General features: G+C 40.0%; 29 protein-coding genes. 24 read left to right on the top strand and 5 right to left on the bottom strand.

Going from position 1 to position 26261, the window contains the following annotated elements:
- Positions 1-142 precede the first annotated feature (142 nt).
- The 6 genes from RCG19_RS00745 to RCG19_RS00720 all read left to right on the top strand — a co-directional run bounded on the left by RCG19_RS00745 (position 143) and on the right by RCG19_RS00720 (position 6253).
- The gene (locus RCG19_RS00745; protein WP_308109299.1) at positions 143-1660 is read left to right on the top strand and encodes a spore germination protein; all 1518 of its coding nucleotides are present in this window, start codon (positions 143-145) and stop codon (positions 1658-1660) included.
- Between the two features lie 11 nt (positions 1661-1671).
- Positions 1672-2793 carry a GerAB/ArcD/ProY family transporter gene (locus RCG19_RS00740; protein ID WP_308109298.1) on the top strand — a complete coding sequence of 374 codons (1122 nt, stop codon included), beginning with the start codon at positions 1672-1674 and terminating at the stop codon, positions 2791-2793.
- A complete protein-coding gene (locus RCG19_RS00735; RefSeq protein WP_308109297.1) occupies positions 2777-3934 on the top strand; it encodes a Ger(x)C family spore germination protein in 1158 nt (385 codons plus the stop codon). Before RCG19_RS00740 ends, RCG19_RS00735 begins: the two co-directional genes overlap by 17 nt.
- A 76-nt stretch (positions 3935-4010) precedes the next feature.
- Positions 4011-4589 carry an SCO family protein gene (locus RCG19_RS00730; protein ID WP_308109296.1) on the top strand — a complete coding sequence of 193 codons (579 nt, stop codon included), beginning with the start codon at positions 4011-4013 and terminating at the stop codon, positions 4587-4589.
- Positions 4590-4846: 257 nt separating this feature from the next.
- Entirely contained in the window at positions 4847-5671 is an 825-nt protein-coding gene (locus tag RCG19_RS00725) for an SGNH/GDSL hydrolase family protein (protein ID WP_308109295.1), read from the top strand.
- A complete protein-coding gene (locus RCG19_RS00720; RefSeq protein WP_308109294.1) occupies positions 5672-6253 on the top strand; it encodes a YpmS family protein in 582 nt (193 codons plus the stop codon).
- A gap of 30 nt (positions 6254-6283) precedes the next feature.
- Here the strand turns inward: RCG19_RS00720 and RCG19_RS00715 are convergent, their stop codons facing one another.
- Entirely contained in the window at positions 6284-7036 is a 753-nt protein-coding gene (locus RCG19_RS00715; protein WP_308109293.1) for a DUF4397 domain-containing protein, read from the bottom strand.
- A gap of 332 nt (positions 7037-7368) precedes the next feature.
- Here RCG19_RS00715 and rsgA point away from each other — a divergent pair, with 332 nt between their 5' ends.
- The 3 genes from rsgA (at position 7369) to msrB (ending at position 9512) form a co-directional block, all read left to right on the top strand.
- Positions 7369-8436: a ribosome small subunit-dependent GTPase A gene (rsgA, locus tag RCG19_RS00710; RefSeq protein ID WP_308109292.1), complete on the top strand. Its 1068-nt coding sequence runs from the start codon at positions 7369-7371 to the stop codon at positions 8434-8436.
- 163 nt (positions 8437-8599) lie between these two features.
- Positions 8600-9091, top strand: coding sequence for a peptide-methionine (S)-S-oxide reductase MsrA (msrA, locus tag RCG19_RS00705; protein ID WP_374049598.1), 492 nt, complete (start codon positions 8600-8602; stop codon positions 9089-9091).
- Positions 9081-9512 (top strand): peptide-methionine (R)-S-oxide reductase MsrB, encoded by a 432-nt coding sequence (gene msrB / locus RCG19_RS00700; protein ID WP_308109290.1) that lies wholly within the window; start codon positions 9081-9083, stop codon positions 9510-9512. Before msrA ends, msrB begins: the two co-directional genes overlap by 11 nt.
- A 22-nt stretch (positions 9513-9534) precedes the next feature.
- On the opposite strand, the gene RCG19_RS00695 is transcribed toward msrB, so the two are convergent.
- On the bottom strand, positions 9535-10131 hold the full coding sequence (locus RCG19_RS00695; protein WP_308109289.1) for a DUF502 domain-containing protein: 597 nt from the start codon (positions 10129-10131) through the stop codon (positions 9535-9537).
- 119 nt (positions 10132-10250) lie between these two features.
- Between RCG19_RS00695 and RCG19_RS00690 the strand changes: the two genes are divergently transcribed.
- A complete protein-coding gene (locus RCG19_RS00690) occupies positions 10251-10409 on the top strand; it encodes a YjcZ family sporulation protein (RefSeq protein WP_308109288.1) in 159 nt (52 codons plus the stop codon).
- A 39-nt stretch (positions 10410-10448) separates the two neighbouring features.
- On the opposite strand, the gene RCG19_RS00685 is transcribed toward RCG19_RS00690, so the two are convergent.
- On the bottom strand, positions 10449-11810 hold the full coding sequence (locus RCG19_RS00685; RefSeq protein ID WP_308109287.1) for a TrkH family potassium uptake protein: 1362 nt from the start codon (positions 11808-11810) through the stop codon (positions 10449-10451).
- Between the two features lie 188 nt (positions 11811-11998).
- On the opposite strand from RCG19_RS00685, the gene RCG19_RS00680 reads away from it, so the two are divergent.
- The 10 genes from RCG19_RS00680 to RCG19_RS00635 all read left to right on the top strand — a co-directional run bounded on the left by RCG19_RS00680 (position 11999) and on the right by RCG19_RS00635 (position 21631).
- Positions 11999-13354 (top strand): aspartate aminotransferase family protein, encoded by a 1356-nt coding sequence (locus tag RCG19_RS00680; protein WP_308109286.1) that lies wholly within the window; start codon positions 11999-12001, stop codon positions 13352-13354.
- Complete coding sequence (locus RCG19_RS00675) at positions 13355-14047, top strand: CoA transferase subunit A (RefSeq protein ID WP_308109285.1); 693 nt, start codon at positions 13355-13357, stop codon at positions 14045-14047.
- The gene (locus RCG19_RS00670; RefSeq protein WP_308109284.1) at positions 14032-14697 is read left to right on the top strand and encodes a 3-oxoacid CoA-transferase subunit B; all 666 of its coding nucleotides are present in this window, start codon (positions 14032-14034) and stop codon (positions 14695-14697) included. Before RCG19_RS00675 ends, RCG19_RS00670 begins: the two co-directional genes overlap by 16 nt.
- A 32-nt stretch (positions 14698-14729) precedes the next feature.
- A complete protein-coding gene (locus tag RCG19_RS00665; RefSeq protein WP_308110902.1) occupies positions 14730-15995 on the top strand; it encodes a peptidase in 1266 nt (421 codons plus the stop codon).
- 126 nt (positions 15996-16121) lie between these two features.
- On the top strand, positions 16122-16976 hold the full coding sequence (gene ablB / locus RCG19_RS00660) for a putative beta-lysine N-acetyltransferase (protein ID WP_308109283.1): 855 nt from the start codon (positions 16122-16124) through the stop codon (positions 16974-16976).
- Positions 16977-17041: 65 nt separating this feature from the next.
- Positions 17042-18439 carry a sigma-54 interaction domain-containing protein gene (locus RCG19_RS00655; protein ID WP_308109282.1) on the top strand — a complete coding sequence of 466 codons (1398 nt, stop codon included), beginning with the start codon at positions 17042-17044 and terminating at the stop codon, positions 18437-18439.
- A gap of 144 nt (positions 18440-18583) precedes the next feature.
- Entirely contained in the window at positions 18584-20011 is a 1428-nt protein-coding gene (ablA, locus tag RCG19_RS00650; protein WP_308109281.1) for a lysine 2,3-aminomutase, read from the top strand.
- 13 nt (positions 20012-20024) lie between these two features.
- Positions 20025-20309 (top strand): YokU family protein, encoded by a 285-nt coding sequence (locus RCG19_RS00645; RefSeq protein WP_166239911.1) that lies wholly within the window; start codon positions 20025-20027, stop codon positions 20307-20309.
- Between the two features lie 268 nt (positions 20310-20577).
- Positions 20578-20799 carry a YozE family protein gene (locus tag RCG19_RS00640; RefSeq protein ID WP_166239913.1) on the top strand — a complete coding sequence of 74 codons (222 nt, stop codon included), beginning with the start codon at positions 20578-20580 and terminating at the stop codon, positions 20797-20799.
- 133 nt (positions 20800-20932) lie between these two features.
- A complete protein-coding gene (locus RCG19_RS00635) occupies positions 20933-21631 on the top strand; it encodes a hypothetical protein (protein ID WP_166239915.1) in 699 nt (232 codons plus the stop codon).
- A 3-nt stretch (positions 21632-21634) separates the two neighbouring features.
- Here RCG19_RS00635 and RCG19_RS00630 read toward each other — a convergent pair whose 3' ends face one another.
- Entirely contained in the window at positions 21635-21799 is a 165-nt protein-coding gene (locus tag RCG19_RS00630; protein WP_308109280.1) for a hypothetical protein, read from the bottom strand.
- Positions 21800-21987: 188 nt separating this feature from the next.
- Here RCG19_RS00630 and RCG19_RS00625 point away from each other — a divergent pair, with 188 nt between their 5' ends.
- Positions 21988-22158: a YozD family protein gene (locus tag RCG19_RS00625; RefSeq protein WP_308109279.1), complete on the top strand. Its 171-nt coding sequence runs from the start codon at positions 21988-21990 to the stop codon at positions 22156-22158.
- 348 nt (positions 22159-22506) lie between these two features.
- Complete coding sequence (locus RCG19_RS00620; protein ID WP_308109278.1) at positions 22507-22818, top strand: hypothetical protein; 312 nt, start codon at positions 22507-22509, stop codon at positions 22816-22818.
- Positions 22819-22865: 47 nt separating this feature from the next.
- On the opposite strand, the gene RCG19_RS00615 is transcribed toward RCG19_RS00620, so the two are convergent.
- Positions 22866-22994, bottom strand: coding sequence for a hypothetical protein (locus tag RCG19_RS00615; protein WP_308109277.1), 129 nt, complete (start codon positions 22992-22994; stop codon positions 22866-22868).
- 153 nt (positions 22995-23147) lie between these two features.
- Here RCG19_RS00615 and deoD point away from each other — a divergent pair, with 153 nt between their 5' ends.
- Entirely contained in the window at positions 23148-23852 is a 705-nt protein-coding gene (gene deoD, locus RCG19_RS00610; RefSeq protein WP_308109276.1) for a purine-nucleoside phosphorylase, read from the top strand.
- 132 nt (positions 23853-23984) lie between these two features.
- A complete protein-coding gene (locus RCG19_RS00605; protein WP_308109275.1) occupies positions 23985-26180 on the top strand; it encodes a heavy metal translocating P-type ATPase in 2196 nt (731 codons plus the stop codon).
- The last annotated feature ends 81 nt before the right edge of the window (positions 26181-26261 follow it).

Here is a 26261-nt window from a genome sequence, read left to right as displayed (position 1 = left end):
TCATGAAAATAGTTCTTTTGTTAGTAGGTTATGGCATTGCATCATTTAACCTAAAATCTTTGATATCCTCCATTATTTTTAATGGGTAAAATCTGATATTTTGGAAAAGATAAGAAAAATTGTTAGCTAAAAGGTGTTGCTAATGTTCAAGTGGAAAGCAGAAAAAAAACAGCCTATGGAATCAACTGCACATAGTTTAAGCGTAGATGAATTAAAGAAACAATTGGAGGAAGAGCTGGCCTCCCGTTCAGATATTAGTTTTCGGACGTTAAAAGTAGAGGGGAAAAGGGTTTTATTTAGTTTTTTACCCAGCCTGATTGATCAAAACAAACTAGATGAATTTGTCCTGCAGCCTATTCAGCGGAATAGCAAAAAGGATATGACGGTAGAAGTAGCAGCACAAGTTCTGCCTATTTCTCAATTATCTGCTTCCAATCAGCTAAATGAAATTGTTGAGTCCATCGCCGAGGGAAATGTATACATTTACATTGACGGAGAACCGTGTGGATTATTGGCAAATGTTAGTTCCACCGCTGAAAGATCATTGGAGAAAGGAGAAACAGAGGCATTAGTTTATGGTCCGAAAATATCCTTTACAGAATCGTTACAAGTGAATGTGAATATATTAATGAGCAATTTAAAGGATGCAAATTTGTGCATTCAGGATGTAGAAGTTGGAACGAGAGTAAAAGCTAGAATAAAGCTTGTTTATATTAAAGATATCGCAGATCCAACGAATATCGAAAGCTTCCAACAGAGGATATCGGAGTTACAAGTGGATTATATCCCTGATACTACTGTACTTGGTCAATTGATTGAAAATAATAGCTGGACAGTATTTCCTCAGTTAATGACAACAGAATTGCCTGACCGAATTTCCAATGCCATAGTCAATGGGAAAGTGGCAGTTTTAATGGATCGTAGTCCTGCTGCCTTATACGGGCCCACACCGTTTTTTACATTCTTTGAATCAACGGAAGATATTTATATGCGTTGGAATATGGCGTTTTTTTTACGATTGCTTCGTTTAACAGCGATTTTTTTGTCCGTCCTTTTAACACCTGCATATGTGGCAGTTTTGACCTATCATTATGAAGTTATTCCCTCTGCATTGCTAGTTTCTTTAGGGCAATCAAGGGCAAATGTTCCCTTTCCACCCGTTTTTGAAGCTTTTCTTCTTGAATTTGTCATTGAGTTATTGCGGGAGGCGGGAGCCAGACTGCCTACGAAGGTTGGTCAGACAATGGGTATTGTTGGAGGTATTGTCATTGGACAGGCGGCGGTTGATGCTGGGTTTACCAGCAATATTTTAATTATCATCATTGCCTTAAGTGCACTCGGGTCGTTTACAACTCCAAGTTATTTAATGGGCACTGCCATTAGGATTATTCGATTTCCCATAATCGTGTTAGCCGGATTATGGGGGGGGATTGGGATCATGATTGCCTTCTGCTTTTTCCTCATCCACCTGTTAAAATTGGACACTTTAGGCACACCTTATCTTTCTCCGGCTTATCCTTTTAGATGGAAGGATCTGGGGTACAGTATGTTCAGATTCCCGATTAAATATCTATCTTACCGGCCGGCCACAAACCATCCGGTTGATGGGGATCGTTATCCGACAATAAAAGCTAAGGTTAAAAAGGATGTAGATGAATAGGAGCGGTCATGATGAAGGTAAATTTACATCCAAGGGAAGGCTTACTCATTAATGCCTTTCTACTCATATTTTTTATTCATAAAGCACAAACCGGTGTTGGGATTGTTGGTCTTCCACGAATTGTTTATTTAGAGGCCAAGCATGATGCCTGGATTTCTGTGTTGCTATCAGGAGTTTTGATAAGTGTAGTGATCTGGTTTATGGTTCTGATGCTCAAGCAATATGATAGTGCTGATTTGTACGGTATCCATGCTGACATCTTTGGGAAATGGTTGGGCAGTCTTTTAAATATCATCTATATGATTTATTTATCCGCCTGTTTTTTTATGATTTTTATGAACTATATTGAAATTGTTCAAGTATGGATATTTCCCAATTTCCCAACATGGCAACTTTCGCTCGTCCTCATTTTGTTAGCGATATATGCCGTTCAAGGGGGAATTCGGATCATTGTTGGTGTAGCCTTTCTGGCAGTCGTTGGAACTGTTTGGCTGATTTTTATTCTTTTGGTACCAGTTAAATACGCCGATGCAACCCATTTGTTTCCCATTTTCAATACAGACCTCAAACACATAGTAAAGGGAATTTACGGTACCTCACTATCGTTGATGGGATTTGAATTACTCATGTTTATTTACCCCTTTGTCAAAGAGAAAAAGAAGGCCTTTTTATTCGCAACGATTGGAAATATCTATACAACAATTATTTTTACCTTAATTACGATGGTGTCGATCACTTTTTTTGCTGAAGATAGTTTGGGACGCACCATTTGGCCAGTATTTTCGATGTTTAAAATAGTTCGTCTCCCGAATTTGGAGAGATTTGAATTTATCGCCGTATCATTTTGGATGTTGATCATTTTGCCTAATTTATGTGCCTATCTTTGGGCAGCATCAAAGGGATTTTCGCGGATTATGAATAAAAAACAAAAACATGGGGTTTGGGTGATCGCGGTTCTTGCCTTTGGTGTTTCGTTCTTCATCCAAACACGCTATCAAATGAATCTAGTCACTGATTATATCGCCAAAATAGGATTTATTCTTTCTTTTTGTTATCCGGTTCTGCTTTCCGTCATTGTTTTAGTGAAAAAAAGGTTCACGAGGAGGAAGAAAGTGAATGTCCAAAGGTCGTAAATGGGCGTCCATTGTGGTCGTTATTTCTTGTATGATTACCGTAACAGGCTGTTTACAGCAAAAGCAGTTGGAACAATTGGCCCTGGTTACAGCAGCCGGATATGATTTAGAAAGGGAAAATGTCATCCGTGGAACGGTTGCGATTCATCAATTTGACCCAATGCAGCAAAATATTACCCGAATGATTTCAACGGTTGCCAATACAAGTAAGGGGTTATTACAGGAACAGAACCTTGAATCAAATCAGAGACTTGTTTCCGGGCAGTTACGTTGTGTGATTTATAGTAAAGAACTAGCAGAAAAAGGAATTTTTCAACTTGTTGACGCCCTTAATCGAGATTCTACCGTCGGGAATATGGTATTTCTTACAATTGCTGAAGGGTCTGCTAAGGAAATAATGAAATTAGAAAGAATGAACACGAAAATCAGCCTGGGTACCTATTTATATAATTTAATTAAACAGAACGTGAAGAATGAACAAATCCTCTCGCCCACGCTTCATGAATTCAATCATAAATATTATGACATTGGCAAAGATCCTGTTTTGCCGATTTTGAAAATAAAGGATAAGGATGTAATCATATCAGGTATGGCTCTCTTTAAAGATGATCTGTATATTACCAAATTGGAACCAAAAAGGCATTTTTATTTAAAGATTCTTTCGGATAAATATAATGCTGGAACACATGAATTTGGATTTGAGCGCAGCGAATTTGATGAAATTCGGAATAAAGGAGAAGAACACGCAGTTAGGAATGTATACAATAAACTATATATTGATGTTGATAATATCCGAAGTCATGCAAAGATTAAATTAATGGATAAAAAGAATTTGAAATTCAAGGTGGAGGTGAAGCTCGCATCCCGTTTATTGGAGTCGACTGAACCATTGGATCTATCCAAACCCGGTGCAATTAAATTCATTGAAAAAAAGTTAAATACGGTGATGGAAAAGGAGATGAAAAAGATGGTTGTCTACTTTCAGGAACTTGATATCGATCCCGTTGGGTTTGGCAATAAATATGAAACCCACATCCGCGGGAAGGTGCTTACCAAAAAGGAATGGCGCGAATTATATAAACGGTCAACATTTGATGTTGAGGTGAAGAACAAAATCATTAAAACCGGTGTAATCGATTAGCACTTGATACTTTATTCTTTTAGATAACTTTGTTACACTTATTTCGTAAAAGAATAGAAAGTATGCAGGTGATCGTATGAAGGGTCGGGTATTGATAGTTTTTTTTGTTACTAGTATTTTGTTACTTTCTGCTTGCGGAAAAAAGGAAATTGAAAATGCAGTGAATTGGCCGGTTAAGGATTTTACAGCGACAACCCAGGATAATAAACCATTGGGATTAAAGGATTTAAAGGGTAAGATCTGGATTGCGGATTTTATTTTTACTAGCTGTGCGGATGTGTGCCCGCCTATGACCTCGAATATGACTAAATTACAAAAGATGGTGAAAGAGGAAGGCTTAAAGGATGTGGAGTTCGTCTCCTTTAGTGTTGATCCAACCGTAGATACTCCTGAAGTATTAACGAAGTATGCCAAACCATATGGGGTGGATTTGAATAATTGGACGTTTTTAACTGGATACTCTCAAGATTTTATTGAAACGTTCGCGGCAAAAACGTTTAAGACAATTGTTAAGAAACCAGAGGAAGGCGACCAGGTGATTCATCAGACCTATATCTATTTAGTTGATCAGGATGGCACTATCAAAAAAAACTATCAGGGATTTAAAGATGTTCCTTTTGATGAAATGATCAGTGATATTAAAACATTGCAATAGACCTATACATAGGTCTATTTTTTTTGCCAGGAATAGGATATAGTATATATTTGTTTTGAATGAATATGGTCGTGGTATAATAAAGTGAAATTGCAAACAGTGTGATTTTGCACTGTTTGCTAGTTGAACCGATCGGGCATTTACGGGCAGTTTTACTATTGTAATCAACTTCTCGTATTTTAATTCAGGTTTTATTTATTAGGTATCATACTGCCCGTTGATGCGGGATAAATTATAGTAGAAGGTAGGTGAATAAAATGAAGAAGTTTTTCACCCCTCTAATTCTCTCGGTATTACTATTATGTTCATGCAGCGGATCCAATCCTTTAGTGCTTCATCAGGAAAAGAAAGTTTCAGCACAGGTTTTTGCACCAATTCCCGCAGATTTTGTCCCACGTAAATTGACGATCGTTTCTGCAGGTGATTCCTTGACACAAGGTGTTGGTGATAGTACAGGTCAGGGCGGTTACCTGCCCTACTTAAAAACAATGCTGGAAAAAGAAAAAGGGATTCAGGAAGTGGATTTCTATAATTTTGGAGTAAAAGGAAACCGGACCACGCAACTATTAAAAAGACTTAAGACGCCTGAAGTGAAGGAAGTTTTGCAGAAAACAGACTTGGTCATCCTAACGATCGGCGGAAATGATATCATGAAGGTTGTAAAAGATAATATTTCCAACCTGCAAATCTCTGATTTTACAAAGGAAAAAGACGCATATCGAGACCATTTGACGCAAATCTTCGAGGCAATTGTTCAAGAAAATCCAAATGCGTCCATCGTGCTGGTAGGGTTGTACAATCCATTTTCCACATGGTTTTCTGATATCAAAGAAATGGATCAAGTTGTTTCCGAATGGAATCAAGTCGGGCAAAATGTGATAGCCAATTATCAGCACTCCTACTTCGTTAAAATCGAAGATGTGTTCTTGAATGCCGCTGAAGATCTATTGTATACCGATCATTTCCACCCTAACGACAAGGGATATGAACTAATTGCCGAAAGGTTAAATGAGACCTTAGGTGATCGTGTAATACCTGACCTGGAGAAATCCTCCTATACGGTCAGTACAGAGGAGAATTAGATGAAACAAACTAAATGGAAAATCGCTTTCCTGCTCTTGTTAGGAATTAACCTTTTGTTCGCTATTATTATTATTTCACTCATTACGGCTCCAGGGGATAGTAAGAAAATTAGCAAAATAAACACTCCCACCAATGACCATGTTTCCTTTCATGTTAAGTCGAACAAGTATGATTTGAATCGGCTTATTAATAACTATTTGAAAGAAGAAGCTGCTGATTCTCCGATTGATTATCGAGTCCTACTAGGGGATGAGGTCGAGCTATACGGGACATTACCATTCTTTAGTGAAAAGTTAAATTTGAAATTAACTTTTGAACCGATTGCGCAGAAGAATGGGGATTTAGTCTTGGAGCAAAAATCAATGTCGATCGGAAAGTTACATCTTCCCATCTCATCCGTTTTAAATATTATCAGTGAAAACTATAAGCTTCCAAATGGAGTAGAGATTCGCCCAAATGATCATCTCGTCTATGTCCACATGCAGCAATTAAAGTTGAAAAGCGATCTTCAAATTAAAGCAAATAAATTTGATTTGACGAAAGATGATATTGGTTTTACGATATTAGTGCCAGTGAAATAGGTGCCTCGTTGATACGGGGCACCTGTTTTTTTATTCTTTGATACTGATAAATTGAAACTCGGGCGTTCCGTTAGATGAACCAAGAAAGACAATTGTAATGGTCTCATTTGCTTTGAACTGTACTTTCGGCATTGGTAGGAATACCTCTTTAGTACCTGCATTCCTTGCCTCCAAATCAACTGTCATCGGTGTCAATCCCAAATAATCGGTTGCTTGTTTGTAAGAAATCTTCGGAAAGATTACATCCCGATCCTTCACAGCGATATCAAGTGGAGGGGTATTGGGAGATAAGTGGATAAAGCGAACCTTTGCTTCATTTAAAGGTACCTGGGGCTCGTTCAAAAATACTAGCAGTCGCATTTTTTTTATAGAATCAATCGTTGTCAGGGTGTATGATTTTCCCGCCTCAACCGTTATTTTTTTGTTTAAGATGCTATCTACCATGTTTCCTGCTGGATAAATATCTACATGGTATTTACCGGGCTGAATTGTAAGTTCCTGGCTAACTTGTTTTAATGGGAGATCCCTTACGACTCGGTTACCATTTATATACATATCAACATCAGAGGCATCAGGGGAGGTGTGCAGCAGGCGGACTTTGGCTTCACCCTGTGGTAATTGAGAATTTGTACGCATGATGTTCATTGCTTTATTGATGCTTTTAACATGTTTTAAATAAAAATGAATGTGTAAGTTTGGGTTTGAGTATTTATAATATTGTGCTAACAAATCATACATGGCAGCTTTTTGGAGATAATCGGCTTGGTTTCTTGTCTCGGACATTTTTTCAACTCCTTACTGGTGACTTTCCTATATTTTATTCAAGCTGAAATAGGTAGGTGTCTATTATCCCATTGCTTTGAATGGGAATTTTGTTTACAAATGGGGAATTTTTGCATATACTAGGATTAAATATGATCGAAAGTGGGTGACGTGCAATGTTAATTGAAACGATGAGAGCAATAGTTGAATTGAATAACGTTGGCACAGCCCAAGGATTTTCCGTTTAGGGTCTTCTTAGTAACCCTTATTTAACGATGCGAATACAACCATGGGCTGTGTGTGCCTATGGTTTTTTATTTTTTAAAAAATAAAAGTTCGCTGGAGGAATAAGGATGAATTTAGTAACAATGGGTGTAACTGATAAAGTGTTGAAAGATTTTAATACAGTAAAAACGAGTGATGATTTGATCATCGGCCGCGTGGCCCTTGAGCATAAGCGGATGTACCGGGTTTGGACAGAGCAGGGTGAATTATTATGTGAGGTTTCGGGTAAGTTTAGTTTTCTGGCACATACTAGAGAAGACTATCCCTCAGTTGGTGATTGGGTCTCTTTGAAACCAAGGTTTGATGAAGGGCGGGGAACCATTTACACTGTCTTACCGCGTAAAAGTAAATTTTCGAGAAAATCAGCCGGTGACACCTCTGAAGAACAAATAGTTGCTACAAATGTTGATACTGTTTTTCTTGTAAACTCACTAAATGAGGATTTGAATTTACGCCGAATCGAACGCTATTTATTGTTAACGTGGGAGAGCGGAGCAAAACCAGTTATTGTGTTAAGTAAAGCAGATTTATGTCAAGATATCCCTGGAAGGCTGGCGGATGTGGAAGCGATTGCTTATGGCGGGGTTCCCGTTATTCCTATCAGTTCTGAGACGATGAGTGGATTTGAAAAATTAGAAGACTTTTTGCTGCCAGGTATGACAGTTGCCCTTCTTGGATCATCAGGAGTCGGAAAATCGACTATTACCAATCGATTGTTGGGAGAAGAAAAGCAATTGGTTCAAGAAATTCGTGAGGACGATGCGAAAGGCAGGCATACGACAACCCACAGAGAGCTAATAGTATTGCCAAATGGAAGTATCTTAATTGACACCCCCGGAATGAGGGAATTACAGCTTTGGGAAAGCTCTGATGGATTAATGGAAACCTTTTCCGAAATTGAAGACCTTATTTCTCGGTGCCGTTTTCGTGATTGCCAGCATAAGAATGAACCGGGTTGTGCGGTCGTGAAGGCAATTGAAGAGGGATTTGTGGAGGCTGACCGGTTACACAGCTATAACAAGCTGCAAAAGGAACTGGCGTTTATTGAACGAAAAGCCAACAAACGGGCACAATCTGAAGAACGAAAACAGTGGAAACAAATCAATAAACAAATGAAGCAACGGAAAAGCCGCTAAGTTAGGATGCTGAACCGGTGGAGACTGGTTCAGTATTTCTATGTGAGTTGCCAGATTTTATTTTTACTAAATCATTCTGTATACTTTATGTAATATGAAAAGGGGTGGAAACGTGGAAGAGAAGCATCAAGTAGCAACATTTGCGGGCGGCTGTTTCTGGTGCATGGTGAAGCCGTTTGATGAACAGCCGGGTATTATTAGTGTTTTGTCCGGATATACCGGGGGAACCGTAGAAAATCCAACCTATCAACAGGTTTGCACTGATACGACCGGGCATTATGAAGCTGTTCAAATTACTTATAATCCGGATATTTTCCCATATGAAAAATTAGTTGAGTTATTTTGGCAGCAAATTGACCCTACCGACGCAGGCGGTCAGTTTCATGACCGCGGCCAATCCTATCAAACAGCGATTTTTTACCATGATGAAACACAAAAGAGGATTGCTGAAGAGTCTAAGCAACGATTGCAAGAAAGTGGCCGGTTTAACAAGCCGATTGTGACACCGATTTTGCCGGCGAAAACCTTTTATCATGCTGAAGAATATCATCAACACTATTATAAGAAAAACCGGGCTCATTATCAGTCCTATCATGTCGGGTCAGGACGGGCTGGATTTATCGAGAGGAGTTGGGGGGATCAAAATGCAAAATAAAGATTTAAAAAAGGAATTAACACCCATCCAGTATGAAGTGACACAAAAAAATGCTACAGAACCGCCTTTTCGCAATGAATATTGGAATGAAACAAGAGACGGAATTTATGTTGATCTTGTTTCCGGGAAGCCGTTATTCAGTTCTTTAGATAAATTTGATGCCGGCTGCGGCTGGCCCAGCTTTACCAAACCGCTAGAGGACGAAGAAGTACTAGAAAAAGCGGATCACAGTCATTTTATGGTGCGGACAGAGGTCAGAAGTAAATCTGCTGACTCCCATCTGGGTCATGTATTTAATGACGGGCCTGACCCAACAGGACTCAGATATTGTATCAACTCCGCCGCGCTACGGTTTATCCCAAAAGAACAGCTTGAGGAACAAGGGTACGAAGAATTTACAAAACTTTTTGCTAAAAAATAGGAGCCGCATTTGCGGCTTTTTATTATGAACTTTTCCCTTTCGGCTTTGAAGAAGATGTCATTCCACCGGATAAAACAAATTTCATAGCATCCTCAGGCTTTACATCAATTATCTCCACTTGTTCCTTAGGGATTAAAAAAGTAAATCCGGCGACCTGGAAGGTTTGCGGGATATAGACAGCCACATGATCCCTTAAAGGACTGTGAAAATCCTCTAATTGCTCGGACGTAATAAAACCGATACTGCGCATTTCAGTGCCCGGAATCACCACCAAAGCTACTTTGGAAAAAGACTTCTTATCGCCAAGGAAGGATTGAACAGTATCCTTGATGACGGAATATATCGTCTTAACGACCGGGATCTTTTCGAGAAGCCGGTCAATCAGCCTAATTATTTTTCCAGTTACATACTTTGTAGACAGCCATCCTAAAAGAGTGATCAAAACAATGGTTGTCAATAAACCAAATCCGGGTATGTAATCTTCCCTAAGGTAAGGTTTCAATGAATTACCTAACAATCCGTCTAAAAATAAAAATGTTTTATATATGACATAAATGACAAGAATAATCGGCACAATCGTTAAAATCCCATTAATAAAATTCTTTAAAACTGCTTTCACCTTATCACCCACAAATTTATCATTGTCTTTCATAATATAGGCGAATGCACATACAGGTCAAGTACCCAGTACATAAAGTAACAGGGTAAAGATACAAATTATTGAGGAGTGATTCGTGTATGTATGGTGGATTTGGTGGATATGGATATGATGGCTGCTGCGGTTACCCAGTCGCCCCGGTAGGTGGATGCGGAGGCTTTGGCGGTTTCGGATCATTTGCGTTAATCGTCGTCTTGTTTATTTTGTTAATTATCATTGGCGCAAGCTGGGGTTTCTAAACTGGAAAAAAGCTGCCTCACGAGGTCAGCTTTTTTATTTTATCCGATGGTCACCTTTTCTTTAGGATATTTAAATTTCTCCTTACTTCCTTTTCCACGTAAGATTAGTAAACATGTAACAATTCCCACTCTTCCGATAAACATTAGGATGATAATAAGGATTTTTCCAAAAGTCGTTAATCCAGATGTTAACCCCATTGATAACCCATTTGTACCGAAGGCAGAAGAGACTTCGAAAATGACTTCAATTAATGTGCCGTGTTCTGTAATGGATAACACGATGATGGAACTCAAACAGAGGAAGGCTGCAGTTGTAAGCACGATAAATGATTTAAGTACATCTTCGCTATGAAGTTCCCGTCTAAATATTTTGATGGAGCCTTTTCCTTGAGCATAAAAAATAATAGATAAGATTACGATGGCAAAGGTAGTGGTTCGGATCCCTCCGCTTGCACTGCTGGGTGAACCGCCTATAAACATCAAAATCGACAGGAACAACTGATTGCTTGGTGTAAAGTCATTAACATCCATTGTTGTTAATCCGGCGCTTTTGGTTGTAGCCGAATGAAAGAGAGCGTAAAAAAAAGATTCATGCCATGCCTTATTGGCGAAAAAGTGATGACTGTCTAAAAGAAAAATAAATAGGGCACCAATTACAGTAAGAATGACAAATGTTAACGTTGTTAATTTCGTAAACAAAGTAAAATGGAATTTTTTCTTTTGTTTCCTACTTAAAAAGAATTCATAAACCTCTACCATTACAGGGAAACCAATGGCACCGACAATCATTAAAATAATTATGACTGATTGAACAAAATAATCATGGCTGAATGGGCCGAGCGACTCATCCGTAATATCAAACCCTGCATTGGTAGTAGCACTAATGGAAGCAAAGAAACCATGTTTAAATGCAGTTAACGTGCTACTGTAGTAACCTTTAAACCAAAACCCTAAAATAAGGCCGCCGATTAATTCAAAGGAAATAAATATAATAAAGATCCGTTTTGCCAGCTGCACCAACCCCGCGAGATTGGACTGATTTTGGTCAATCATAATCAACTGTCTTTCCTTTAACCCCACTTTCTTACCGAGCATGATCCAGAGGAATGTACTTAACGACATGACCCCAAGTCCGCCTAATTGCAGAATCAAACATAGAAGAAAAATGCCAAAGTTACTAAAGGTCTCTTTTAATGAAATGACACTTAGGCCCGTTACGCTTATCGCACTAGCGGAAGTAAACATGGCGTCGATAAAACTAAGCGAAACATTTTCACGATGGGCTAGAGGGATTTTTAATAGCAATGTAGAAACGATTAATGCGGACAGATAAAATAGGACGATTAACTGGATCGTCGATAATTCCTTTGTTTTTAATTGAATTTTCTTAATTGTGTCCATATGACCCTTTCCTTTTGTAATCTACTGCCATTCTATAATACCCATGTAAAAAAGTAAAAGAGAGTTTTATATGGTCATGGTGGTTTAATTCTTCAACATCACCTTTTCAAATATGATGATAGAATGAAATATTCACTCATATAATGAAGTATGAATGAACTTTAGCTTGAAAAAGAAAGTGGTGGCATATGGATAAATCTTTTCTAATCAAACCCATGCTTGATGAAATATACCCGGTCATTGATTATGGCAAAGGGGTCTACTTATATGATATGGAAGGAAAAAAATATCTTGATGCCTCTTCCGGTGCCGTAACTGCCAATATTGGACATGGCGTCTCCGAAATCATTGAAGCGATGCAGGAGCAGGCAAAAAAAGTCTCATTTGTGTATCGTTCTCAATTTACCAGTGATGCAGCGGAAAAACTTGCGAAGAAAATTGCTGATTGGACACCGGGAGACTTAAACTGGAGTTTTTTCGTGAACAGCGGTTCGGAAGCGACAGAGACGGCCATGAAAATGGCTATTCAATATTGGCAGGAGCAAGGGATTCACACCAAGACAAAGGTGTTATCAAGATGGGTTAGTTATCACGGAATTACCTTGGGGGCGCTTTCAATGTCAGGGCATACCGGAAGAAGGGCTAGGTTTGTTCCCCTTTTAGAAGATTTCCCTGTCATCAATCCGCCCTATTGCTACCGCTGTCCCTACAATTTAGAGGCACCAACCTGCGGTTACGCTTGCGCTAATGAATTGGAATTGGCAATCAAACGGATTGGAGCTGACCAAATCGCTGCCTTTATTGCTGAACCTGTGATTGGAGCTTCAGGCGGGGCCATAGCGCCGCCAAAGGATTATTTTAAAACGATTAAAAAAATATGCGAAGATAATAATATTCTCTTTATTGCTGATGAGGTCATGACCGGTTTTGGTCGGACGGGAACCGTGCTAGCCTGCGAGCGATGGGATGTTATCCCGGATATTGTCGCATTTGGCAAAGGAATGGGGGCAGGTTATGCTCCAATTGCTGCCGCTGTTGCCAGTGAAAAGGTAATGGCGCCGATTTTGGCCGGAACAAAGTCAGTGATGAGCGGGCATACATTAAGTGCAAATCCACAGTCATGCGCTGTGTCTTTAGCTGTCTTGGAATACTTGGAAAAAAACGAGATTATCAAAGAAGTAGAATTAAAGGGTGCTTTTTTGAAAATTCATCTTGAAAAGTTAAAAGAGCAATATTCGTTTATTGGCGATGTCCGCGGCAAAGGCTTGCTGCTTGGCATCGAATTTGTTGAGGAGAGTAAAACCAAAAGGCCATTCCCGAGAAAGGCCTTAATAACCCAAAAAGTGGTGGGGCTTGCTAAGGAAAAAGGACTCCTTGTTTATCCTGCGGGTGCCGGGATTGATGGGGTGAATGGTGACGCCATTATCATTTCTCCTCCCTTAACAATCACCGAAAAAGAAATTGAGAACTTACTATTATTAGTAAAGGAAACATTTGCTGCTTTTTCAAACCAAATAAATGCAGATACGGTTGGTGATAGCTAAATGGATAATTCATTCGGAAAAATAACTACCATTGAGGCAATCATGAAGTTTTTTCAAGACGGCATGACTGTCATGTTTGGCGGCTTTGGTGGGGTCGGTTCCCCACCGACATTGATTGATGGAATATTGGAGAAGGGCATCCAGAATCTTATTCTGATTGGAAATGATACAGGTTTTCCTCACATTGGCATCGGGAAAATCGTCAGCCGAGGGCTTGCTAAAAAAGTGATTGCCTCACATATTGGCTCCAACCCAATTGCCGGACAGCTTATGCACGATGGAAAGCTGGAAGTAGAGTTTTCACCGCAGGGTATTTTAGCTGAAAGAATACGTGCCGGAGGTGTCGGACTGCCAGCCATTTTATCTGATATCGGGATGGATAATGAACTCGTTTCGAAAGATAAACCCCGTTTTGCAATCGACGGGAAAAATTATTTGGTTGAAACAGCCTTAACAGCTGATGTTTCAATTATTTATGCGAAAAAGGCAGATGAGTATGGCAATTTAATTTATGACAAAAGTGCTCGTAATACGAATCCGCTTGTAGCGATGGCCGGGGATATTACGATTGCTGAAGTAGAAGAGATTGTACCTATGGGAAGTCTTGGCCCTGATGAAATCATTACTCCTGGAGTGTTTGTTGATTATCTGATTCCATCGAAGGGAGTGAATTGGAAATGGGCATGGGAATAGATGTACGTAACCAAATGGCGAAAAGGGCAGCGGAAGAAATTCAAAGCAGGATGGTGGTTAACCTTGGGATAGGAATCCCATCACTTGTTCCAAACCATTTGTCAAAGGAGACTATGGTGATGTTTCATGCTGAAAACGGGATTACCGGGATGGGGCCAAGTCCGGCTATTGGGGAAGAGGATGAAAATTTATGTAATGCTGGTGGATTTCCTGTCACACTTACAAGTGGCGGTTCCTATTGTGATAGTGCTATTTCGTTTGGAATGATTCGCAAAGGCAGGGTTGATATCACCATTTTAGGTTCGCTGCAGGTTAGTCAATATGGCGACCTCGCTAACTGGATTGTTCCGGGCAAAAAGGTACCGGGCATGGGAGGGGCAATGGAACTCGCCCAAAAAGCGAAAAAAGTGATCGTTGTGATGAATCATTGTGACAAACAGGGAAACCCCAAAATTCTACCATCCTGTACCTTACCATTAACTTCGGGACGCTGCGTTGACCTTATTGTCACCGATTTAGCTGTTTTCGAGGTGAGCGACGACGGCTTGCTTTTGACAGAGTTGTTTGCACCATACAGTTTAGAAAATGTAGTGAATAAAACCGGGTGTGAATTTAAACTAGCTGAAACTGTTCGCCAGATCCCGTACTAAGTGTAAATCTTGCCGGAGGAGTGAATCAGTTGATGAAACAAGAAGTCCAAATAAAGCAGTGGCTAAAAGAGAATCGTGCGCGCGGAGCGAGATTGTTACAAATCCTAGTTCGTGAAAATAGCACACGGGGAAACGAAAGCAGTACACAAGCACTTGTGATTGAAAAATGCCGCCAGCTTGGGCTGGTACTAGATATTTGGGAAATAGGCGACGCTAAATTAAAAAAACATCCAGCTTATTGCTGCGACCGGAAAAGTTTCGATGGGAATCCCAATCTTGTGGCGGTGTTAAAAGGTACGGGTGGCGGTAAATCAATCATATTAAACGGACATATCGATGTGGTTCCAGTTGGTGACGAGTCAAGTTGGAAGCATGACCCATTTAGCGGCATGATTGAGTGCGGAAAGTTGTATGGTCGCGGGGCAACCGACATGAAAGGCGGAAATGTGGCACTGCTAATGGCGATCGAGTCGTTGGTCGCCAATGGAATTAAGCTGAAAGGAGATGTTATTTTCCAAAGTGTAATTGAAGAGGAAAGCGGTGGAGCCGGGACGCTTGCTGCCGTTTTAAGGGGATATCATGCCGACGGAGCCATTATTCCTGAACCAACCAATATGAAACTATTCCCTAAGCAGCAGGGTTCGATGTGGTTTCGTGTCACCATTACCGGTAAAGCGGCACATGGCGGTACAAGGTACGAAGGTGTTAGTGCCATCGAGAAATCCCTCCTAGTGATTCAAAGATTACAACAGTTAGAGAAAGATAGAAATGAGAAAATATCAGATCCCCTTTTTGAAAAAATCCCGATCCCCATTCCGATTAACATTGGAAAGATTATAAGCGGGGAGTGGCCTTCATCGGTGCCCGACACCGCCATCATTGAAGGGAGAATGGGCGTTTCTCCGGAGGAAACGATACAAGCAGCACAGCTTGAAATGGAAAGTTGTCTCCGTGAAATATGTGAGCAGGATGAATGGCTGCAGGAAAATCCTCTAAAGCTCGAATGGTTTGGTGGCAGGTGGCTGCCTGGAAGTCTTGAGAGTGACCATTCATTGATGAACGAACTGACAAACAGTTTTATAGATGTGAAGGGGATACCCCCTGTTGTCGAAGCAAGTCCGTGGGGTACCGATGGCGGCATTCTTTCTACAGTCGGAAATACGCCTGTTGTTGTGTTTGGACCTGGTATAACGGAAACGGCTCATGATGCCAATGAGCATATTAATCTGGAAGATATGTTCGCGGCAAGTGAAATCATTGCCTTAACACTATTGAAATGGTGCGAGGTTGTGGAGTAGGGGTTCACCATTTTTTACAATTACTTGATATAATAGATTTGAACATTTGGAAATGTCTGGCTTAATTTCAAGGCCAGACATTTTTCAAATAGACGTGAACGAGAAAAAGTGTAAGGAGTGACTGAAATGAATCTAACCGCGTCCACCATTTATCTGGAGGAAGAAAGCTATTTCCTCGAGGTGTATCTTGACCCTTTTAATAAACGTATCCGCGTGGATGATTATCGCGGGAATACACGATTACTGCTTGAAAAAGTTGAGGAGCTCGCCCATCAGTATCAAGCAGAAAAATTAATCATAAAGGCTCGCAGCGAAGATTTTTTGCTATTTTTCGAAAAAGGCCTTCAGCCGGAAGCAGTGGTTGACCGCTATTTTCTAGGCTCAGATGCCTACTTTTTCTCCAAATTTTATACACCGGAGCGGAAGCGGAATGATCATTGGATCACCGAGGACGGGATGATTCATAGTATTTATCAATTAGACGCTTCTATGGAAAAAACGTACCCGCCAAAGGAATATGAATTAAAAAAGGCGGATGAGAGCTGTGCGGAAGAACTTTCAACACTCTATAAACAAGTATTTCAAATCTATCCAACCCCCTTGCATGATCCGGAATATGTAAAAAAGACAATACAAGAGGGAACCATTTATTACGTCTTTTATTATCAGGGGAAAATTGTCAGTGCTGCTTCCGCCGAAATCAATTCCTTTTATAAAAATGCCGAATTAACAGATTGTGCCACAGTAAAGGAACACAGGAAATATGGGCTTATGAAGATTATTCTTCAGGAGCTTGAACGTGAATTGAAACGAAATGGAATTTTTTGTGCCTACTCAATTGCAAGGTCGTTATCCTTCGGGATGAATGCTGTTTTATTCCAACTTGGCTATTCGTACCGGGGAAGGTTCGTTAATAATTGCTATATTTATGATAAGCTTGAAAACATGAATATGTGGGTGAAAAATCTGGCAATCTGCTAGAAATTCGGCTTAAGAAGCTGATTTTTCGGCACCTTACAATACCTCCAGAAGGGCAGGTGAATGAAATGGTTCAATTAATGGCACTAACACAAGAAGTTCTGACAGCCATTCTTAAAAGCATTGATGAAGGCATCCATGTGGTCAATATAGAGGGAAAAACTATTTTTTATAATGAAGTCGCCGCAAAGCATGATGGCATGGATGTGAAGGAAGTCCAGGGGAAGCATTTAATTGACGCATTCCCCTCCCTGACAGAAGAGTCTAGTACGCTTTTAAAGGTAATTAAAACAGGAAAGCCAATTTACAATCAAACACAGGTCTATCTGAATTTACATGGGACTAGAATTGACACCATTAATACAACACTGCCAATCTTTCTGGGCGAAGATATTATTGGAGCGGTTGAAATTGCGAAAGACTATTCGCGGATGAAGCTGTTGGCAGAAAGGTTATTGGATTTACAAAAAGGCGTCAATAAGAGCAGAAAGAAAAAGACATCAAAGCAAGTAAACTATACATTAAACGATTTAATGACGGTAACTCCTGAATTTAGCAGCTTGATAAACGAAGCTAGGAAGCTGGCAAAATCGGATTCACCAATTCTGGTTTATGGCGAATCTGGAACGGGGAAGGAATTATTTGTCCAAGGAATTCATCATGAATCACTCCGTTCGAGTGGTGCCTTTATTGCTCAAAACTGTGCCGCCATCCCGGAAACCTTACTGGAAAGTATCCTTTTTGGAACCGCTAAAGGGAGCTATACAGGGGCAATTGAGCGCAAAGGGCTATTTGAACTTGCCGATGGTGGTACCCTGTTTCTTGATGAATTACATACTATGCCAATCGAACTGCAGGCAAAGCTATTACGGGTATTGGAGGATGGAATGGTGCGAAGGGTCGGCAGCTCGCAAAATATTTCCGTTGATGTCCGTGTGATCGCGGCCATGAATGTACACCCAAGCATGGCACTTAAGGAACAGAAACTGCGATCCGACCTTTATTATCGCTTAAATGTATTTACTTTCGCCCTCCTCCCATTAAGGGAACGGCAAGAAGATATATTGTATTTAACGAATAAGTTTATTCACGAGCTTAATATAAAACTAAAAAAAGATATTCAAGGGTTGGAAAAGAAGCTTGAACATTTCTTCGTTAGCTATCAATGGCCGGGAAATGTCAGGGAACTTAAACATACAGTGGAATATATGATGAATGTTTGTGAGGTCCGAAAACTAAGATTTGAGGATTTGCCGATCATGTTACGGCAGCAACTGGTCCAATCTAAAGGAAAGAATCCAACACAACCAGAAGGCTTATCATTAAGAAAAAATCTTGAAGCAGTAGAGAAGATGTTGATTACTGATGCGCTGGAACAAAGCGATGGGAATATAAACCAAGCAGCAAAGCTTTTAGAAATTCCAAGGCAGACATTACAATATAAAATAAAAAAAATGAAGGAATGAGCCGCCGAGTTTTCGGCGCTTTTTTTATGGGACTCTTTAATAATAATTTGATTTTTTTGCTAATTCCCATTCTAAAGCCCTCTCGAGTAATTGGCATGAATCTTGCATGATAGCTATATAAAGCGAGATTAGGGGGAATAGATCATGAAACATTTTTTATATAAACCGAAAAGACATTGGCAGGATATAGAGCTTTGGAAAGATGTGAGCGAAGAACAGTGGAATGATTGGCTCTGGCAATTAACCAATACGATCCGCACATTAGATGATCTGAAAAAGGTAATTAACTTAACTCCTGATGAAGAAGAGGGGGTAAGGATTTCAACGAAAACCATTCCCTTAAATATTACTCCCTATTATGCTTCCTTGATGAATCCTGACGATTCAAGGTGTCCAATCAGGATGCAATCTGTTCCGATTTCAAAGGAAATTTATAAAACGAAATATGACCTGGAAGATCCCTTGTATGAGGATGAGGATTCTCCAGTTCCAGGGCTGACGCACCGCTATCCTGACCGTGTCCTCTTTCTTGTAACTAATCAGTGTTCCATGTATTGCCGCTATTGCACACGAAGACGCTTTTCCGGGCAGATTGGGATGGGGGTGCCGAAGAAACAGCTGGATGCTGCCATTTCCTATATTAGGCAGACACCACAAGTTCGCGATGTGCTAATTTCTGGCGGTGATGGGCTATTAATCAATGATAATATTTTAGAATATATACTGAAGAATTTACGTGAAATTGATCATGTGGAAATTATTCGGATAGGAACGAGGGCACCAGTTGTCTTTCCACAGAGAATTACCGAAAACCTCTGTAATATTTTAAAAAAATACCATCCTATATGGTTAAATACTCATTTTAATACCTCTATCGAAATTACCGAGGATTCAAAAAGGGCATGTGAGATGCTTGCAAACGCAGGCGTTCCGGTCGGGAACCAATCGGTTATCCTGGCAGGGATTAATGACAGCGTCCCGATTATGAAAAGGCTGATGCATGATCTTGTCAAAATTCGTGTCCGCCCCTACTACATTTATCAATGTGACCTGTCAGAAGGAATTGGTCATTTCCGGGCACCTGTATCGAAAGGACTGGAAATTATTGAGGGACTCCGTGGACATACAAGCGGATATGCTGTTCCGACCTTTGTGGTTGATGCCCCTGGAGGCGGCGGGAAAATTGCTCTGCAACCCAATTATTTAATTTCCCAAAGTCCGGAAAAAGTCGTTCTCCGTAATTTTGAAGGAGTTATCACTTCTTATCCGGAACCTGAAAACTATGTGGCAGGCAGAGCAGAAGGGTATTTTCAGGAGATATATCCGGAAATGGAAGAGAAACGGTCGCTGACCGGTATTGCCGGAATTATGAACGATCAACATTTTAATCTCGTTCCGGAAGGCCTGACAAGATTGAATCGCCGTCAGAATTACAATCAAGATCCTTTGCACACCTCGTTAAAGGATAAACGAAGTAAGCGGGATGAATTAAAGGAAAAGAAATTTAAAGCCTTGACTGAGAAGGATAAGGGTGTGCAAGAAATGAATACTGCCGGGCCGGTATCGGAATAGGGGGTTAGGAAGGATGAAAATTGAATGTGAATGGTGCAACAGCACTGGTGTAGAGCAAACCACGAACTCTGTTTTCTGGGAATTACCGGACGGATCGAGAGCGATAGAAATTGCCGAAACCCCCACATATCACTGTTCTGACTGCGATATGATTTATCAGAGCGAAGTCATTGTCAAAGAGATTGAGAACCATTTGTATTTAATTGATTGTAAGCAAATTGGAAAAGTGATTACCTTTGAGGAATTAATGAAAATCCGAAGATTATTGAAAAAGAATTATTTTGATTTTTCGAACTAATGTTAGCAGCCCCGAAATTTGGGCTGCTTTTTCCGCATTAACGGGCAGTAAGACCCCCAATTCAAGACTTTGAGTTATAAAAAAGGATATGTGGGGGATCAACTGCCCGTAAAAGCCCGATTGGTTCAACTAACAATCATTGGTGGTTGGAAAGAACCCCCAATGATTGAAGTTTCACTTTATCCAGTATTGCACATAGACGATGGCGTCTGAATCCGTTATAGTATTTCTTATAAAAACTGATTCCTGTAAAGAAGGTCATTTATAGATGAGAAAATCATTTTATCATTTTTTATTGAAATTTAGACATCCGGCGCCAAAGGATGCGATTAGTAGGTTTGCTAACGATGCTTATTTGGATCATGCTTTTCCAAAAACGGCAGAAGATTACCATGAACTAAGTTCCTATTTGGAGCTAAATGGTGCCTATTTAGAATCTATGACTGTTTTTGATGAAACCTGGCAGCAATATATCGCCTCAGAAAGTTAATTATGAAAGAATGGAATCGTCTCGTATTGGGAGGCGATTTTTTCATTTTTTAATTCACGTTAGCGATATTGAGTACCACGCATATACTGTTGTATATACGATTAGACTAATCCAATTGAGGGGATGGGAGGACATGGCAAAAAGGAAAAAATCGAAGTATCAGATTGGTGATACGGTCGTGATTACAATGTATGGTACCGTCGGTAAGGTCACGGATGTAAAATGGCTGGAAGGAAAATATGTGTATGAAGTAAACAAGAGTGAAGGCCTATATATTGAAGAAGCCTTACAATTACTTTCAGAATATGATGGCAGCATTATGGAGCAAGAACAGATTGATATTGAATACAAGTTCTTTTTCGGAGATTTAGTTCAAGTAAGTGGGTATGGAGCTGACTTATTTAAAGTTGTTGGTTTTCGGACTGAAATTTGGCGCTATAAAGAGGATGCCTGGGAAGATGTCATTTACGAACTTTCAAGGGTTAGTGATGGGGAATGGCTTGAAGCGGGTGAGGAGGAATTAACGCTTGTTGCTGATGCGGAGAATGCCGACACCTTTATTCAAAAGCTAGGTCTTCTATACTTAGTCAACAAAAATGAAAAGACAGAAAAAAATCCAAAATTATTGCAGAACATGATCAGAAAAGCAGAAGTAGAAGAAATCGAACGGAAAAAGGAAAAAAAGGAATTAATCGATAACTTATTAGACATATATAATGATTATCGAATTTTATATGATATGTTTCAGGATCAAGAATATTATCAGGTCATGCGCGTGATTCTTAGAAAATTAGAAGGTCTAGCAAGCAACGATGGCAAAAGCCATGTTTAGCTATCAGCTTGATATGACAAATAATAAATAGATAATAAACGGTATTGCGGCCCATTTAATCAAAAAAAACATGGAATCCGTTATCTGCTCCATGATTTTGACGGTGCGGCCATCCTCACAGTTAACATCATTAATAAACGCCTCTAACTTTAATTGCAAGTTCGACATTTGATCACCTCAAAGTGTTTTTTTACATCCTATGCTTGTCCAATCCAAATAAGACATGTTTCTTTTTTATTTATATTATTCCCCCGATGTGGATATGTAGGGGTTAAACCAAGTGGCAAATGGAAATCAAAGTAAATAGCATGAAAAGGCCATGTACATCATACATTCTCTAAAAAGGGGGCGATGCTATGAGAGAAATTGAAGTATTCATTGATACTGAGGAAATTGCCGAATTTTTCTTTCATGAGCTTGTAAAAAGGGGATACGTTCCTAGCGAAGAAGAATTGGAAGAACTTGCAAACATCACATTTGAATATTTAATTGAAAAGAGCATTATTGACGAAGAGACGGAGGAATAATAACCAAGAAATTTTTGCGGAGAGAATGAATCTCTTCCATTCATAATAGAGGACGAAAGACGAGCATTTGTTGCTCGCTTTTTCTTGTGCCTGCTGTTGAATGGTACATAGGAAAGTAGAATTATTTTATTTAAAATTGCGAAACCTTCCGTTATTTTCCTCGTATATATGAATACGAACCTAAGGGTTATTAGGTGGAGTAACTGATGTCATTTTTCAACAAGGTATTTGCAACAAAAATAGAAAAAATATGAATTCGACAAAAATATTTAAGTTTCTATGGAGGATTCGACATTACCTACAGCTAATTATTAGAATAGACAATAAATTCTAATTAATTGGAGGTATATGATGATCAAAATGTTAACAAAACGAGCATGTAGTCAATTTGATGTGACGATCTTTCAAACTCCAAGGTTTCGCGAGCGAAAAGGGTATAAAGAGGTTTATCGTTTCACTATTCCCGCAACCAACCGTGAACATTGTTTACAGGAAACCTTTAGCATTTTTAATGTGACAGATAGAATTCCGACAAATTATGAAGGGCGGTTCCTTGCGACCGGTGACATTATCTTTATTGACGAAGGCCGCGGCGGGCAATATTATTATCAATTAAAACCCGGCGGCTGGTTTCCGATAAATCGAATCATTATTCGCTAGCCAAACTTAAACTAAACCTAAGGGGTTCCTTAGGTTTAGTTTAAGTTTTAGCTCTTACGTCCGCCGTTTGCATTATGCTCTTTTGCATGTGCATTGTGTTCTGCCTCAATAGCTTCGGCTGGGGTGTGATTATTTTTCTTTTGTCCATTTATCCGAGCACGGTGTTTTTTACCCATCGATAATCCCTCCTTTTTACGTCTAGAAATAGCTTCCCTCAATTATGAAAAAACATGTCCATTCTGTGTAACGATTTTCATTGAAAATCGAATATGTTATATTGTCTATGGTACAGACTAATTTTAGTACTACTATTGACTGGAGGCTTATTTATGAGTGTACATATTGGTGCAGGAGAAAATGAAATTGCGGAGACAGTATTACTTCCCGGAGATCCACTTCGAGCTAAATATATTGCAGAGACTTTTTTAGAGGATGCGACATGTTATAACGAGGTTCGAAATATGTTCGGCTATACAGGAACCTATAAAGGAAAAAGAATTTCTGTTCAGGGGACAGGAATGGGTGTTCCTTCTATCTCTATTTATGTGAATGAGTTAATGCAAAGCTATCAGGTTCAGAATTTAATCCGTGTTGGTACTTGCGGGGCTATTCAAAAGGATGTAAAAGTCCGCGATGTGATTTTGGCGATGACTAGCTCAACAGATTCTAACATGAACCGGTTAACTTTTGGACATGTAGATTTCGCCCCGTCTGCCAACTTTGATTTACTCAGAAAGGCCTATGATGCAGGGGTAGCTAAAGGGCTTAATTTAAAAGTAGGTAATATTTTTACTGCCGATTCTTTCTATAACGATAATGCAGAACTTGAAAAATGGGCTAAATATCAAATTCTTGCGATTGAAATGGAAACAACCGCCCTTTATACATTAGCGGCGAAATTTGGCCGAAAAGCCCTTTCCGTCTTAACCGTTAGTGATCACATTTTAACGGGTGAGGAAACTACCGCTGAAGAACGGCAATTAACCTTTAATGATATGATTGAAGTCGCATTAGAAGCGGCTATAAAGGAATAATCTCACTATCAAGCCTCTTCCAACGCGGAAGGGGCTTTTCTTTTTTGAAAATGAAAGGAACTTCGGGATCACGTGGAGAATTATTAAAGACGATTACATGATACGTGGGCAAAGCATTAAGAGGTGAGAAAAATGAAGGAACAGCTCAAATTGGATATTTCGGGGATGACGTGTGCGGCATGTTCAGCAAGAATTGAAAAGGTACTCAATAAAATGGACGGCGTCGAAGCAAATGTGAATTTGGCCATGGAAAGTGCGGCCATTTCCTATGATCATGACCTCGTTTCCAGCAGGGATATAGTAGCAAGAATCGAAAAGCTCGGATACGGTGCCAAAGAGAAAGTGGAAAGGGAAGCGAGACAGCAATTAAAGGAGGAAGAGATAAAGGCGAAATGGAGGAAATTTTACCTCTCCGTCCTATTGTCCCTCCCGCTTTTGTACACAATGCTTACTCATCTCCCTTTTGATAGCGGTTTACCAATGCCTCATTTTTTCATGAACCCATGGTTTCAATTGCTCTTAGCTACCCCTGTGCAGTTTTATATTGGCGGCCCGTTTTACATAGGCGCCTATAAAGCCCTTAAAAATAAAAGTGCGAATATGGATGTCCTTGTCGCATTAGGAACTTCAGCCGCTTATTTCTATAGCCTTGCAGAGGGAATCAAAACAATTGGAAATCCATATTACATGCCGCATCTTTATTTTGAAACAAGTGCTGTTCTCATTACCTTAATCCTTTTAGGAAAATTATTTGAAACAATGGCTAAAGGAAGAACCACAAGGGCTATTTCTGAACTGTTAAACCTTCAAGTAAAGGAGGCAACGGTCATTCATGATGGAAAGGAACGGCTAATCCAAATTGAAGATGTGGTGGCAGGAGACCAGTTACTTGTGAAGCCTGGTGAAAAAATCCCAGTGGATGGCGAAATCCTTTTAGGACAATCGTCAGTCGATGAGTCGATGATTACCGGTGAGTCCATCCCAGTGGAAAAATCGGTGGGTGATCGGGTAATTGGTTCTACGATGAATAAGAATGGAACCTTGACAATGAAAGCAACAAAGGTTGGGAAGGACACGGCCCTCGCCGGAATTATCAAGATTGTCGAGGAAGCTCAGGGGAGCAAAGCACCCATTCAACGGCTCGCGGATACCATTTCTGGTTTTTTTGTCCCCGTCGTTGTCGGCATATCATTATTGATTTTCTTGGTTTGGTATTTTTTTGTTAAACCAGGAGATTTCCCTGCAGCTTTAGAAACGGCGATTGCGGTCCTTGTCATTGCCTGCCCGTGTTCTTTAGGACTTGCAACGCCAACATCGATTATGGTTGGTACTGGAAAAGGGGCGGAAATGGGAATCCTTTTTAAAGGCGGAGAGCATTTAGAAACGGCTCATAGACTCAATGCTGTTGTTTTTGATAAAACTGGAACGATTACAAAAGGACAACCAGTCGTTACTGATTTTATTGCTTATCAGGAAAAAAAGAAAGTTCTCCAATATTTAGTTTCAGCTGAAAAATCATCGGAACACCCCCTCGCTGAAGCGATTGTAACGTATGGGTTGGAAAAAAGATCGAGTACCCTTCCGGTAAAAAGATTCAAGGCTATTCCAGGTTACGGGATTGAAGCAAAAATAGGTAATGATGAAATAGTTGTTGGGACAAGGAAGTTGATGAAGTTAAAAGGAATTTCCTATAAGCGGTTTGAAGAGGACCTGATGCGCTTTGAAACCGAAGGGAAAACGGCTATGTACATTGCCATCAATTCTACCATCATGGGTATTGTGGCTGTTGCTGATACGGTTAAAAAACTGGCGAAGCTTGCGGTGCAGCAATTAATGGAATTGGATATCGACGTCTACATGCTTACCGGCGATAATGAACGTACGGCAAAAGCAATCGCAGCGCAGGTAGGAATCAACCATGTAATTGCGGAAGTCCTCCCGGAGGAAAAGGCCAATCAAGTGAAACAACTCCAACGCAAAGGGTTGAAAGTGGCGATGATCGGGGATGGAATTAATGATGCACCGGCACTCGCGGTAGCAGATATTGGTATTGCCATGGGCACCGGAACAGATGTGGCTATTGAAGCGGCTGATATTACCATTCTTGGTAGTGAATTGACGCTAATTCCAAAGGCGATCACACTAAGTAAAAAAACCATGCAAAATATCCGCCAAAACCTTTTCTGGGCGCTTATTTACAATTCTGCAGGAATTCCCATTGCTGCCCTTGGATTATTGGCTCCATGGGTGGCAGGTGCAGCCATGGCTTTTAGTTCCGTATCCGTTGTTACAAACTCACTTCGATTAAAGCGTGTAAAACTTAAATGATTTAACGTAAAACGGACGGGTACATCTCTTTTGAGAGGTACCTTTTATCATTGAAAAGGGTTTTTACATCAATTCTCATTA

Source organism: Neobacillus sp. OS1-2 (assembly GCF_030915505.1).
Taxonomy (GTDB): Bacteria; Bacillota; Bacilli; order Bacillales; family Cytobacillaceae; genus Neobacillus.
The sequence above is the reverse complement of the archived record's forward strand: the minus strand, read 5'-3'. Positions and strand labels throughout refer to the sequence as shown.